Origin of the sequence: Brevundimonas sp., assembly GCF_050729455.1 — a bacterium.
In the GTDB taxonomy this organism is placed as follows: domain Bacteria; phylum Pseudomonadota; class Alphaproteobacteria; order Caulobacterales; family Caulobacteraceae; genus Brevundimonas.
Map to the genome: position 1 here is coordinate 19,824 of NZ_JBOHLI010000018.1, position 12,217 is coordinate 32,040.

The following is a 12,217-nucleotide window of genomic DNA, read 5'->3' on the forward strand; positions in this document are numbered from 1 at the left end:
TTTAGCGGACGCCGACCATCATGATGTCCACCTTGTTCGGCGCGCCGTTGGTCAGGACCGCATGGCGCGTGTCGGTGGTGAAACGCAGGGCGCCGGCGGGGTCGCGGATCTCGGCGCGAACGGCGTAGGTGTGGCGCGGGTCGATCCGGGCGTTCGGCACCGACAGGGTGACGGCGTAGGGCGGGCCGCGGCCGTCCAGCGGCTGGGTGGTTTCGGCCATCACGCGGGCGGGGGCGTCCATCAGGCTGACGTCCTCGACCTTGACCGTCAGCACATGGCCCGGCGTCAGCATGATGCGCTCGCGATAGGCGGCGGTGACGTCGACCTGGGTCGAGGCGCTCTCCTCGCTGGGCATGCTGGAACAGGCGGCGACCACGAGGGCGAGCGGGGCGATCAGCGGAAGGAAGCGCATGATGGAGTGTCCTTTGAGGGGGATAGCTTAGCAGAACGCCCAATGAAGGCATAAGGCTGCAAGATCATGGCGGCGCCGTTCGAAAACCGGTGATAATGGGAGTTCCGGTTTCGTTTCCGTTGAGTCGCCTTGAGGCCCCGCCAGTGACCCAGTCTGTAAAGCTTCCCTCCAAGTTCCCCATGTCTCCGGCTGCCCTGGCGATCGGCGGGATCGGCGTCTGCGCCCTGATCTGGGGCACAACCTGGTACGCCATCACCTTCCAACTGGGCGCGGTCGATGCGGTGGTGTCGGTGGTGATGCGCTTCGCCATCGCTGCGGTGGTGCTGGCCCTGGTGGTCAAGGCGACGGGTGGAAAGCTGGCCATGACCCGGCCGCAGCACCTGATGGCCATGGGGCAGGGGCTGTTCGCCTTCGCGATCAGCTACGCCTTTGTCTATGCCTCGGAGGAGAAGATCGCCTCGGCCGTGGTGGCGGTGATCTTTGCGGCCCTGGCCTTCATCAACCTGATCCTGTTCCGCGTGGCCTCGAAGCAGAAGGCGGCCCCGGCGGCCTGGCTGGGCGCGGGCATGGGCGTGGTCGGCGTGGCGGTCCTGTCGGGCGGCGAGGTCATGGGGGCGGGGCTGGGTCAGCACGCGGTCGAGGGCGTGACCTTCGCCGTGATCGCGGTCGTGGCCTCGGCCTTCGGCAACTGGTTCGCCTGGAAGGGCCAGCAGGCGGGGGCTGAGGTCCTGCCCGGCACCGCCTGGGCCATGGCCTATGGCACGGGGGCGCTGGCGCTGTACGGCCTCGCGACCGGGGTGTCGTGGTCGGTGGCGTGGAGCCCGGCCTATGTCATCTCGCTGCTGTATCTGTCGCTGTTCGGTTCGGTGATCGCCTTCGGCCTGTATTTCACCATCGCCCGCGCGCGCGGCTTCGCCCTGGCCAGCTATGTCTCGGCCCTGACGCCGCCGATCGCCATGCTGGTGTCGGTGATGTTCGAGGGCGCGACCTTCGGCCTGATCGCCTTCCTGGGGCTGGCCCTGGTGCTGGCGGGACAGTTGTTCCTGATCCGCGCGCCGAAGCGCTCGGCGGCCTAGACGCACTAACAACCGCCCCTCCCGGCGGACGCCGGGATCCAGTGAGAGCCCCACGCGCGGCGGTGCAGCCAAAGAACTGGACCCCGGCGTCCGCCGGGGTGAGCGGATAGGTGGGCTAAGCCTCAGGCTCGTCCAGCTTGTGGCCGTCCAGACGGGCGGCGTCGCGGTCGCGGTCCTTCTGCGTGGTCTGCCGCTCGGTCTTGGTGCGACCGAAGGTGAGGCGGTTGGCGTCGGCGGCGCGTTTGGCCTCGGCCTTGTCGCGGGCCTTCCTCGCCTTGTTCAGGTTGACCACCTCGCCCATCAGACGTGGCCCTCGGGGCTGTCCTTGGCCCAGGCGCGCTTGAGGGCCGGACGGCCGCCGATGCGCTGGACGTAGGCGTCATAGGGCTCGCCTGGCGGCATGGCGCCCCGGAACCACTGCAGCAGGCTGCCGAACAGGATGTCGAGCGCCGAGAACTCGCCAAGAATGTAGCCGCCGTCCTTGATGGCCGTGCTCCAGCGGTGGTCCAACGCGGCGTAGCCGGCCTTCCTCAGATCGTTCCAGCTGTCGGGCGGACCCGAGGTCAGCACGCTTTCCAGCACGTTGTTGTAGAGGCCCAGCCAAGACAGATACTCGGCCCGGCGTGGATCGTTAGGGCCAGGCGCCATCTTCGCCTCGGGGAAGCGGTCGGTCAGGAACAGGAAGATCAGCACCGACTCGATCAGAAGCTGGCCGTCGACGCTGACGGCGGGCGCCTGTTTCAGCGGGTGGGGGTTGGTGGGGTCGGCATGACCGTGCCCGCCCTGCCGCTCGATCTCGACGTAGTGGATGTCGTAGCCGGCGCCCAATTCCTCCAGCAGCCAGAGCAGGCGGGTGGAGCGGGACTGGGGGGCGTGATGGACGGTCAGCGACATCGTGAACTCCCTTGAATGGCCCTTGGGCGGTCATTGTGATGGACCCGATCGCGGCGCGGGCCGTTGTTCCATCACCCCAACAGCAATGGAGAGGATCATGATAGACGCCTCGATGATCAAGGAACATCTCGAAGTCGTGGGTTCGGACGGCCGGCACGTCGGCCGGGTGGACCATGTGATGGGCGACCAGATCGAGCTGGCCAAGATGGACTTCGGCTCAGGCTGGAAACACCACATGATCCCGGTGAGCTGGGTCGATCATGTCGACGAACACGTTCACCTGAACATGACCAGGGACGAAGCCAAGGCGCACTGGGTCGTGAAGCACTAGGCCCGCCTTACCGCGAATTCACCCGGGCCCCGCTGTCATAGGCGGGGCCTTTCGCCATATCAGGGACGTCGCGCCGTTCGCGCTTGGGGAGACGACCTTGATTCGACTGATCCTGAACCTGCTGTGGTTCTTCCTGGGCGGCTTCGCCTCGGGGCTGGCCTGGCTGTTCGGCGGGCTGTTGCTGGCCCTGACCATTGTTGGCCTGCCGTGGGCGTTCTCAGCGTGGCGGATCGCCAGCTATTCCTTCTGGCCGTTCGGACGAGAGGTCGTCTGGCGCGACCCGAACCCCGCCGATCTGGGCGTCGGCTGCCTGGGCGTCGGGCTGAACGTGATCTGGCTGGTGCTGGCGGGTTGGTACATCGCCCTGGCGCACATTCTGATCGCGGTGCCGCAGTTCGTGTCGATCATCGGCATCCCGTTCGCGCTGAAGAACGTCGAACTGGCCAAGCTGTCGCTGGCGCCGGTGGGGCGGACGATCCGCAACCGATAGTCCAAACAGAAACGGCGGCGAGATCGCTCTCGCCGCCGTCGCTCTTCCGATTATCGCGGTTATCAGCCCGGCGAGATCATCTTCTCGGGGCGGACGGCTTCGTCGAACTCGGCGTCGGTCAGGTAGCCGCCGCCGACGGTTTCCTGACGCAGGGTGGTGCCGTTCTTGTGCGCGGTCTTGGCGATCTTGGCGCAGGTGTCGTAGCCCAGCTTGCCGTTCAAAGCCGTGACCAGCATCAGCGAGTTGTTCAGGCCGCGCTCGATGTTGTCTTCGCGGGCTTCGATACCGACGACGCAGTTGTCGGTGAAGCTGATGGCCGCGTCGGCGACCAGACGGACCGACTGCAGGAAGTTGTAGGCCATCACGGGGTTATAGACGTTCAGCTCGAAGTGGCCTTGCGAGCCGGCGAACGAGAGGGCGGCGTTGTTGCCGAACACCTGGGCGCAGACCTGGGTCAGGGCTTCGCACTGGGTCGGGTTGACCTTGCCCGGCATGATCGACGAGCCCGGCTCGTTTTCCGGCAGGGCCAGTTCGCCCAGACCCGAACGCGGGCCGGAGCCGAGGAAGCGGATGTCGTTGGCGATCTTGAACAGCGAGGCGGCGACCGTGTTGATCGCGCCGTGGCTGAAGACCATGGCGTCGTGGGCGGCCAGGGCCTCGAACTTGTTCGGGGCGGTGGTGAAGGCCAGGCCGGTGATGGCGGCGATGTTTTCGGCGACCTTTTCAGCAAAGCCGACGGGGGCGTTCAGGCCGGTGCCGACGGCGGTGCCGCCCTGGGCCAGTTCCATCAGCGCGGGCAGGGTCTGCTCGATGCGCTGGATGCCGTTGGCGACCTGCTGGGCGTAGCCGCTGAACTCCTGACCCAGGGTCAGGGGCGTGGCGTCCTGGGTGTGGGTGCGGCCGATCTTGATGATGTGGGCCCAGGCCTTGGCCTTGGCGTCGAGGGCAGCGTGCAGATGCTTCAGCGCGGGCAGCAGGTCGTTGACCACCTGTTCGGCGCAGGCCACGTGCATGGCCGTCGGATAGGTGTCGTTGGACGACTGGCTCATGTTGACGTGGTCGTTGGGGTGGACCGGCTTCTTGGTGCCCATCTCGCCGCCCAGCATCTCGATGGCGCGGTTCGAGATGACCTCGTTGGCGTTCATGTTCGACTGGGTGCCCGAACCCGTCTGCCAGACGACCAGCGGGAAGTGGTCGTTCAGCTTGCCTTCGATCACCTCATTGGCGGCGGCGATGATGGCGTCGGCCAGCTTGGCGTCCAGCTTGCCCAGATCGCGGTTGGTCTCGGCGGCGGCGCGCTTGACGACGCCCAGCGCACGGACGACCGGCAGAGGCATCTTTTCCCAGCCGATCTTGAAGTTGCCGAGCGAGCGCTGCGCCTGCGCGCCCCAGTAACGGTCGGCGGCGACCTCGATGGGGCCGAAGGTGTCGGTTTCAATGCGGACGTTGCTCATCGCAGGCTCGTTCTCAGACGTGGCGGGAAGATGCCGGGCGGTGTAGCACGCAGACGCGGCGGGGCAAGGCGGCCCGACCATTGGCTAAGGGAACGAGGCGCGCGTGGAAGGCTGGATCGGCACAGGCAAGGTGCGCGGACGCGAGGTCGGCGACACGGTGGAGATCACCATCGACGGCCTGACCACCCAGGCCAAATACTACAAGCCCCTGGCCTATGAGTTCTTCCGCAAGGAGTGGAGCGCGCGCCCGGCCTGGGGCGACTACACGGTCGAGATCCTGATGGAACACGTCGGCGACGCGCCGTGGATGGACCTCGACAACCTGGCCAAGGCCCTGCTGGACGCCATCAAGGGCTATCTGTTCCACGACGACAGCCAGGTCGCCCGCCTGCTGGTCGAACGCTTTGAGGGCGAACGTGAGCGGATCACGATCCGGGTGTTTCCGCGGCGCTAGCAAACGCGCCCGCTGGGTTGCTGAAGCTTAACTTGTAGAGGCGGGGTGCGCCGCTACCGTCGATATCTTTCCAAGGGAGATTGTCGATGCGTAGCCTTGCCGCTGTCCTGTTGCTGCTGTCGGCGTCGCCCGCCTGGGCTGGGCCGCAGACCTGGGTCCTTTCCGTCGACCGTTGGGGCAATGCGGAACGCAGCACGCTGACGTTGGAAGAGGAGGGCGACGCGCTTTCGGGCAAGTTGAACACCCTTGCAGTCGAGGGGCGACGTGACGGCGATGCGCTCGTCTTTTCCGCCGTGGATTCGGACGGCGCGCGCTATCGCTTCGAGGCGGCGCAGGTCGGCGACACGCTTTCCGGCTGGGCCGATTATCCGGACACCAACATTCCCGACGCGCGGGCGAGACACGCCTTCACGGCGCAACGGCTGGAGATCCCTGTCGGGCCGCCGCAACGGCGCACCTACGATCCAGAGACCTTTTCCAACGCCTTCACCGCCGAACGCGCGCCCGTCATGGTGATCCGCCCTGGGGACGTCATTGCGACCCGGACAATCGATTCTGGCGGCGTGGATGAGCATGGCCGCACGGTGGCCCTCTATGGCAATCCTCAGACGGGGCCGTTCTTTATCGCCGGCGCCAATCCGGGCGACGTCGTGGCCATTCACATCCGGAAGCTGGCGCTGAACCGCGATTATGCGGACAGCCTGGACGGCTTCACCAGCAGCGCGATGCCGTTGAGGCTGGCCGCGGGGGCCGCCGATCTGGGGCAGCGGGTGCGGTGGCGACTGGATCGCGCCGCCGGAACAGCCCGGCTGGAGAACCCGCCCACTGGGCTGAAGGATTATGTGGTTCCCGTGCGGCCGATGCTGGGGGGCGTCGGCGTTGCGCCGGACTTCGGTTTCGCGCCCTTCTCGGCCGGGGATACGGGCCGTTTCGGGGGGAATATGGACTTCAACCAGGTGGGGCAGGGCGTAACCCTGTATCTGCCAGTCTATCAGCCGGGCGCTCTGCTCTTCCTCGGGGACGGCCACGCACTTCAGGGCGATGGCGAGACGACGCAGTGGGCCCTGGAAACCTCGCTGGACGTGGAATTCAGCGTGGAGATTCTGCCGGGCAGGCCACTGTCCAGCCCCCGTGTCGAAACCGCCGACGCCATCACGGTCATTGGTCAGGCCAATTCGCTGGATGAGGCGGTCCGCGCGGCGACCGGCTCCATGGTTCAGTGGCTGGAGCAGGACTACGGCCTCAGCGTTTCGGAAACGTCGCTGATCCTGGGGACGGCGGCGCAATATCGGGTCGTGACGCTGGCGGGGCGCAATGCCGGGATGGCGCTCAGTCTCGATAAGGCGCTGCTACGCGACCTACCCAAAAAGCCAGGGCAATAGGGCGGCGTCGCCCGTCGTCGCGCCATGAAGCGCCAAACAAAAAGGCCGGGGTGTGAACCCCGGCCTTTTCCATTGCAGCTTGCCGCTGTCGATCAGCCGCGCTGTTCGATCGGCACGTAGTCGCGTTGCGTCGGGCCCGTGTAGAGCTGACGCGGGCGACCGATTTTCTGCGAGGGATCGGCCATCATTTCCTGCCACTGCGAGATCCAGCCCACGGTGCGGGCCAGGGCGAACAGGACGGTGAACATGGTGGTCGGGAAGCCCATCGCCGACAGGGTGATGCCCGAGTAGAAGTCGACGTTCGGGAACAGCTTGCGCGAGGTGAAGTATTCGTCCGACAGGGCGACGCGCTCCAGTTCCTTGGCGACCTGGAACAGCGGATCGTTCTCGCGGCCCGTGGCGGCCAGCACTTCATAGGCCGACTGCTGCATGACCTTGGCGCGCGGATCGTAGTTCTTGTACACGCGGTGGCCGAAGCCCATCAGCTTGTACTTGCGGTCCTTAACACCCTGGATGAACTCAGGAATCTTGTCCGGCGTGCCGATTTCCTTGAGCATGTTCAGCGCCTCTTCGTTGGCGCCGCCGTGCGACGGGCCCCACAGGCAGGCGATGCCGGCGGCGATACAGGCGAAGGGGTTGGCGCCCGACGAACCGGCCAGGCGGACGGTCGAGGTCGAGGCGTTCTGCTCGTGGTCGGCGTGCAGGGTGAAGATGCGGTCCATGGCGCGGACCAGGGCCGGATCGACGTGATAGTCCTCGGCCGGAACGGCGAAGCACATGCGCAGGAAGTTCTCGGCGTACGACAGGTCGTTGCGCGGCGAGATGAAGGGCTGGCCGATGTGGTACTTGTAGGCGCGGGCCGCGATGGTCGGCATCTTGGCGATCAGGCGGATGGCCGAGATGTCGCGCTGCACCGGATCATGGATGTCCAGGCTGTCGTGATAGAAGGCCGACAGGGCGCCGACGGTGCCGACCATGATCGACATGGGGTGGGCGTCGCGGCGGAAGCCTTCGAAGAAGCGGTCGAACTGAGCGTGCAGCATGGTGTGCCGCGTGATGCTCTGCTCGAACTTCTCGTACTGGGCGGCGGTCGGCAGTTCGCCGTGCAGCAGCAGGTGGCAGACTTCGACGAAGTTGGACTTCGAGGCCAGCTGGTCGATCGGATAGCCGCGGTGCAGCAGGACACCTTCGTCGCCGTCGATGAAGGTCAGGGCGCTTTCGCACGCCGCCGTCGAGGTGAAGCCGGGGTCGAAGGTGAAGGCGCCGGTCGCGCCGTACAGCTTGCGGATGTCGATGACATCCGGCCCGGTGGAGCCTGCGAGGACGGGAAGTTCGACGGTCTTGTCTTCGTACGAGAAGGTCGCCGTGCCGGCGGGTTTCGCTTGTTCAGTCATCTAGGCCCCTTATTTTTTCTTCCGGCCGGGCGCGGGGAGGCGTCCAGTCTGCATGGTTATGGACGATCACTTATCTTGTTGCAGCGCATCATCCAAGCGCCCGAGACCTTCGTCGCGTCCCAATGCCGCCAGAATTCGCGCAATGTCCGGAGACACCGATCCGCCGGTCAGGACGCCGCGCATCGAAGGCCCTATTTTTCCGAAGCCTACGCCTTCTTCCTCGGCAAAAGCCTTAAGCTCGGCTTCGAGGGCGAAGACGTCCCAGCTCTGGAAAAGACGCAGTCGCTCACGGAGTCGTGAAAGACGTTCGCCGCCTTCGCCCTCCAGCAGGCCGCGCGTCTTGTCGTCCAATGCGAGCGGGCGAGCCTTGAGCGCGAACTCGGTCTGGGTCGCCAGTTCCAGGATGGTCTTGGCGCGATCCTTGACGAAGGGCATGGCGCGCAACAGGCGGGCCTCGTCGTCAGGTTGCACGGCGCGGCCCCGCGACAGGTGGGCGTCCAGCGTCAGCTTGGCCAGGCGGTCGTCGTCGGTCAACCTGATCCAGTGGGCGTTGACGTGGGCCAGCTTGTCGAAGTCGAGGCGCGCCGGCGCCTTGCCGATGCCCGGCAGATCGAACCACTCGATGGCCTGTTCGTCGCTGAACAGTTCGTGGTCGCCATGGGCCCAGCCCAAGCGCGCCAGATAGTTGCGCATGGCCTCGGGCAGGTAGCCCATTTCGGCGTATTCATGCACGGCTTGCGCGCCGTGGCGCTTGGACAGCTTGGCGCCGTCGGGGCCATGGATCAGCGGGATGTGGGCGAAGGTCGGCCTGGGCCAGCCGAGCGCGTCATAGATCAGGCTCTGGCGGGCGGCGTTGTTCAGGTGGTCGTCGCCGCGAATGACGTGGGTCACGCCCATGTCGTGGTCGTCCACCACCACGGCGAGGTTGTAGGTCGGGGCGCCGTCCGAACGCAGGATGACCAGATCGTCCAGCGACGCCGAATCCCAGCGCACGGCGCCCTGAACCGCGTCCTCGACCAGGACGGCCTGATCCAGCGGGCGGCGGAAGCGGACGGTGTGGGGCTTGGCCAGGTCGTCGACCGTCGGCTCGCGGTCGCGCCAGGGCGAGACGAAGTCGCGGCCCTCGGCCTTGGCCTGATCGCGCAGGGCGCCGGTTTCATCGGCGGTCAGGAAGTCGCGATAGGCGTGGCCCGAGGCCAGTAACTGTTCGGCGACCTCGCGGTGGCGGTCGGCGCGGGCGAACTGGAAGACGGGCTCCTCGTCGCCGAACAGCTCCAGCCAGGAAAGGCCGTCGAAGATGGCTTTCACGGCGTCGTCGGTCGAACGTTCGCGGTCCGTGTCCTCGACGCGGATCAGGAACTTCCCGCCCCGGCTCTTGGCGTACAGCCAGTTGAATAACGCAGTTCTCGCCCCGCCGATATGCAGGTAGCCTGTGGGCGAGGGGGCGAAGCGGGTGACGACTGTCGAGGAGGGGGAGGTCATTCAGGAAGGGTCCGTTGCGGAGGCCCTTATACGCCCGCGCGCGCCAAAGCGAAGCCTTGCCGTAAGGGTTCTTGCTGCCGCGCGCGATGAAGTCGCGGCGCAGACGGATCGGTGGCGGTTGTGGGCGCCGGTCTTCTTTGGCGGCGGCTGTGCGATCTATTTCGTCCTGAAGGTCGAGCAGGCGAGCTGGCCGCTGATGGGCGCGGCCGTGCTGACCGGCGGGGCCTGGCTGGCGGGGCGGCGGTTCGGGCTGGCGCGGCGCTGGACGCTTATCCTGCTGATGCTGGCCTGCCTGTGCGGCGGGGCGGCTGTCGCCAAGCTGCGGACCGAGGCGGTCAGCGGGCCGATCGCGCCGTCGCTGGCCGAACCGACCGTGGTCGAGGCTTGGGTTATGGATGTGGACAGCCCCGGTGAGCGCGGCGCGCGAATCGTCGTCGCGCCGGTGCGGATCAGGGGGCTGGCCCCCGAGGCGACGCCGATACGGCTGCGGGCCACGGTGCGAGGCGAGCCGCCGGCGCCGGGGACGGCGGTGCGGCTTTATGGCATTCTGAACCCGCCCCCCGCGCCAGCCAGCCCAGGGGCCTATGATTTCGGCCGCAACGCCTATTTTCAGGGCATGGGCGGGACGCTGTTCGCCTTGGGGCAGGCGCGGCCGACGGTCTTGCCTGAGCCGCCGTGGCGGGTGCGGATGGCGATGAAGATCAATGCGGCGCGCTATGCCCTGGCGCAGCGCATCGTGGCGCGGTTGGGAGAGCGGACCGGCGGGATCGCCGCCGCCATGACCACGGGCCACGAGACCTGGATCGGGCGCGAGGATCTGGACGCCATGCGCGATTCCGGGCTGGCGCACATTCTGTCGATCTCGGGCCTGCACATGGCCATCGTCGGCGGCTTCGTCTTTTTTGGCGTGCGGCTGGGCGTCGCCGCTTGGCCGTGGCTGGCGCTGCGGGTGTCAGGCAAGAAGGTCGCGGCGGTCGCGGGCCTGATCGGGGTCGGGACCTATCTGGTGGTGTCGGGCGCGCCGCCGCCGGCCGAGCGGGCGGCGATCACAGCCTCCATCGCCTTCGTCGCCATCCTGCTGGACCGGCAGGCGGTGACCATGCACGCCCTGGCGGTCGCGGCCTTCGCCGTCCTCTTGCTGCAGCCGGAGGCCATCGTCACGCCGGGGTTCCAGATGTCGTTCGCGGCAACGGCGGCTCTGGTGGCCCTGGTCGAGGTCTGGCCGCGCCGCATCAAGGAGATTTCCGCGCCCTGGCCCATCGTGGCGGCGCAGCGGCTGGGCAGCTGGCTGCTGGTGGCCTGCACCGCCAGTCTGGTGGCGGGCATGGCGACGGGGCCGTTCGCCATGCAGCATTTCAACCGGACCGCCATCTATGGCCTGATCGCCAACCTGGGCACGGCGCCGATCGCGGACTTCATCCTGATGCCGGCGTTGGCCTTGGGCGCGGCGTTGGAGCCGCTGGGGCTGGGCGCGCCCTTTCTGTGGCTGGCGGGCAAGGGCGTCGACCTGATGCTGGCCATCGGCCATTGGACGGCGGGCTTGCCCGGCGCGGTGCAGACGGTGGCGAGTGCACCAGCGGCGGCCTTGCCGGCAGCCTTCCTTGGCATCCTGTTCATCTGCCTGTGGCGAGGGCGGCTGCGCTGGCTGGGCCTGCCGCTGGCGGCGGCGGTGCTGATCTGGCCGCGCCCGGCGGCGCCTGACCTTTGGATCGGCGACGGCGGGACCAATGCGGCGTTTCATCAGGCGGGGGAGGCGGTCGTGGTGCGGCCCGGCGTGCGCCAGTTCGCGGCGGACCTGTGGTCGCGGCGGCGAGGGCTAACGCTGGCTCCGAGGCCGGAAGAAGGCTGGACCTGCAAGCGATCCTTCTGCGCGCCGGAAGCGCCTGACGCCGGGCCGGTCGCGCTGTGGTGGGGCAAGAAGCCGCCGGCGGCTGAGCAACTGGACGCCCTGTGCCGGTCGGCGTCGGTCGTCAGCAGCCGGGCCGAACTGCCGACCTTGCCGGCCTCATGCGCGGGGCGGCTGGTATTGGACGGCGTGGACTATGCACGCGGCGGCTCGGTTGAGTTGTGGCGCGCTCGTGCGGGCTGGAAGGCCGTGTGGGCGGCGGATGTCAGGGGTGAGCGGCCGTGGACACGGCAGCCCGATCCCGACTTCAGTGATAGCGGCGGATGAGGCCGACCAGCTTGCCCTGAACCGCGACCTGATCCGAACCGTAGATCTTGGTCTCGTAATTGCGGTTGGCGGGCTCCAGCGCGATGGAGGCCCCCTTCTTGCGCAGGCGCTTCAGCGTGGCCTGCTCGCCCTCGACCAGGGCCACCACGATCTCGCCGGACGAGGCGTCGGCGGTCGATTTGATGATGACCATGTCGCCGTTGAGGATGCCGGCCTCGATCATCGAGTCGCCCTCGATCTCTAGCAAATAGTGTTCGCCCGCGCCGAGCATGGCTTCGGGCACCGGATAGCGGGCGGTCTCGTGCTCGATGGCGTCGATGGGCGTGCCCGCCGCGATCTTGCCCATCATGGACAGTTCACGAGTGTCGTTGGCCGGTTCAGCAGCCTTGGGGCGACCGCCGCCCTCGATCACGCCGGGCTTGAAGCCCGCATGGCCGCGCGGCGCGCCGGCCGTCGCCTGTTCCGGCAGCTTGACGACTTCCAGCGCGCGAGCGCGGTGGGCCAGGCGACGGATGAAGCCGCGCTCCTCCAGCGCCGTGATCAGGCGGTGGATGCCTGATTTGGACGCCAGATCCAGCGCCTCCTTCATCTCGTCGAAGGAGGGCGAGACGCCCGTTTCCTGAATCCGTTCGTGGATGAACATCAGGAGTTCGTGCTGCTTCTTGGTGAGCATGG

At 67.2% G+C, this 12,217-nt stretch carries 13 protein-coding genes; 6 read left to right on the forward strand and 7 right to left on the reverse strand.

The window, feature by feature from the left end; all coding sequences use genetic code 11:
• Position 1: 1 nt before the first annotated feature.
• Positions 2-412: a YbaY family lipoprotein gene (locus ACREEF_RS06575; RefSeq protein WP_431564797.1), complete on the reverse strand. Its 411-nt coding sequence runs from the start codon at positions 410-412 to the stop codon at positions 2-4.
• A 179-nt stretch (positions 413-591) separates the two neighbouring features.
• Between ACREEF_RS06575 and ACREEF_RS06580 the strand changes: the two genes are divergently transcribed.
• Complete coding sequence (locus ACREEF_RS06580; RefSeq protein ID WP_431564798.1) at positions 592-1,488, forward strand: DMT family transporter; 897 nt, start codon at positions 592-594, stop codon at positions 1,486-1,488.
• Positions 1,489-1,603: 115 nt separating this feature from the next.
• On the opposite strand, the gene ACREEF_RS06585 is transcribed toward ACREEF_RS06580, so the two are convergent.
• Positions 1,604-1,789, reverse strand: a complete 186-nt coding sequence (locus ACREEF_RS06585) for a DUF4169 family protein (protein WP_431564799.1) — start codon at positions 1,787-1,789, stop codon at positions 1,604-1,606.
• The gene (locus ACREEF_RS06590) at positions 1,789-2,382 is read right to left on the reverse strand and encodes a glutathione S-transferase family protein (RefSeq protein ID WP_431564800.1); all 594 of its coding nucleotides are present in this window, start codon (positions 2,380-2,382) and stop codon (positions 1,789-1,791) included. Before ACREEF_RS06590 ends, ACREEF_RS06585 begins: the two co-directional genes overlap by 1 nt.
• Positions 2,383-2,479: 97 nt before the next feature.
• Here ACREEF_RS06590 and ACREEF_RS06595 point away from each other — a divergent pair, with 97 nt between their 5' ends.
• Both ACREEF_RS06595 and ACREEF_RS06600 read left to right on the forward strand, forming a co-directional pair.
• Positions 2,480-2,713: a DUF2171 domain-containing protein gene (locus tag ACREEF_RS06595; protein WP_431564801.1), complete on the forward strand. Its 234-nt coding sequence runs from the start codon at positions 2,480-2,482 to the stop codon at positions 2,711-2,713.
• Between the two features lie 97 nt (positions 2,714-2,810).
• Positions 2,811-3,203, forward strand: coding sequence for a YccF domain-containing protein (locus tag ACREEF_RS06600; RefSeq protein ID WP_431564802.1), 393 nt, complete (start codon positions 2,811-2,813; stop codon positions 3,201-3,203).
• Between the two features lie 62 nt (positions 3,204-3,265).
• Here the strand turns inward: ACREEF_RS06600 and fumC are convergent, their stop codons facing one another.
• Positions 3,266-4,657 carry a class II fumarate hydratase gene (gene fumC, locus ACREEF_RS06605; RefSeq protein WP_431564803.1) on the reverse strand — a complete coding sequence of 464 codons (1,392 nt, stop codon included), beginning with the start codon at positions 4,655-4,657 and terminating at the stop codon, positions 3,266-3,268.
• Positions 4,658-4,760: 103 nt separating this feature from the next.
• Here fumC and ACREEF_RS06610 point away from each other — a divergent pair, with 103 nt between their 5' ends.
• Together ACREEF_RS06610 and ACREEF_RS06615 are read left to right on the forward strand one after the other, a co-directional pair.
• On the forward strand, positions 4,761-5,111 hold the full coding sequence (locus ACREEF_RS06610; RefSeq protein WP_431564804.1) for a RusA family crossover junction endodeoxyribonuclease: 351 nt from the start codon (positions 4,761-4,763) through the stop codon (positions 5,109-5,111).
• 86 nt (positions 5,112-5,197) lie between these two features.
• Positions 5,198-6,493, forward strand: a complete 1,296-nt coding sequence (locus tag ACREEF_RS06615) for an acetamidase/formamidase family protein (protein ID WP_431564805.1) — start codon at positions 5,198-5,200, stop codon at positions 6,491-6,493.
• 92 nt (positions 6,494-6,585) lie between these two features.
• Here ACREEF_RS06615 and gltA read toward each other — a convergent pair whose 3' ends face one another.
• Together gltA and gltX are read right to left on the reverse strand one after the other, a co-directional pair.
• Positions 6,586-7,887: a citrate synthase gene (gene gltA / locus ACREEF_RS06620; protein WP_431564806.1), complete on the reverse strand. Its 1,302-nt coding sequence runs from the start codon at positions 7,885-7,887 to the stop codon at positions 6,586-6,588.
• Positions 7,888-7,953: 66 nt separating this feature from the next.
• On the reverse strand, positions 7,954-9,369 hold the full coding sequence (gltX, locus tag ACREEF_RS06625; RefSeq protein WP_431564807.1) for a glutamate--tRNA ligase: 1,416 nt from the start codon (positions 9,367-9,369) through the stop codon (positions 7,954-7,956).
• 118 nt (positions 9,370-9,487) lie between these two features.
• On the opposite strand from gltX, the gene ACREEF_RS06630 reads away from it, so the two are divergent.
• Positions 9,488-11,542 (forward strand): ComEC/Rec2 family competence protein, encoded by a 2,055-nt coding sequence (locus tag ACREEF_RS06630; protein ID WP_431564808.1) that lies wholly within the window; start codon positions 9,488-9,490, stop codon positions 11,540-11,542.
• Here the strand turns inward: ACREEF_RS06630 and lexA are convergent.
• Positions 11,523-12,215: a transcriptional repressor LexA gene (gene lexA, locus ACREEF_RS06635; protein WP_431564809.1), complete on the reverse strand. Its 693-nt coding sequence runs from the start codon at positions 12,213-12,215 to the stop codon at positions 11,523-11,525. The two genes, ACREEF_RS06630 and lexA, sit on opposite strands and share 20 nt — an antisense overlap.
• Positions 12,216-12,217 lie beyond the last annotated feature (2 nt).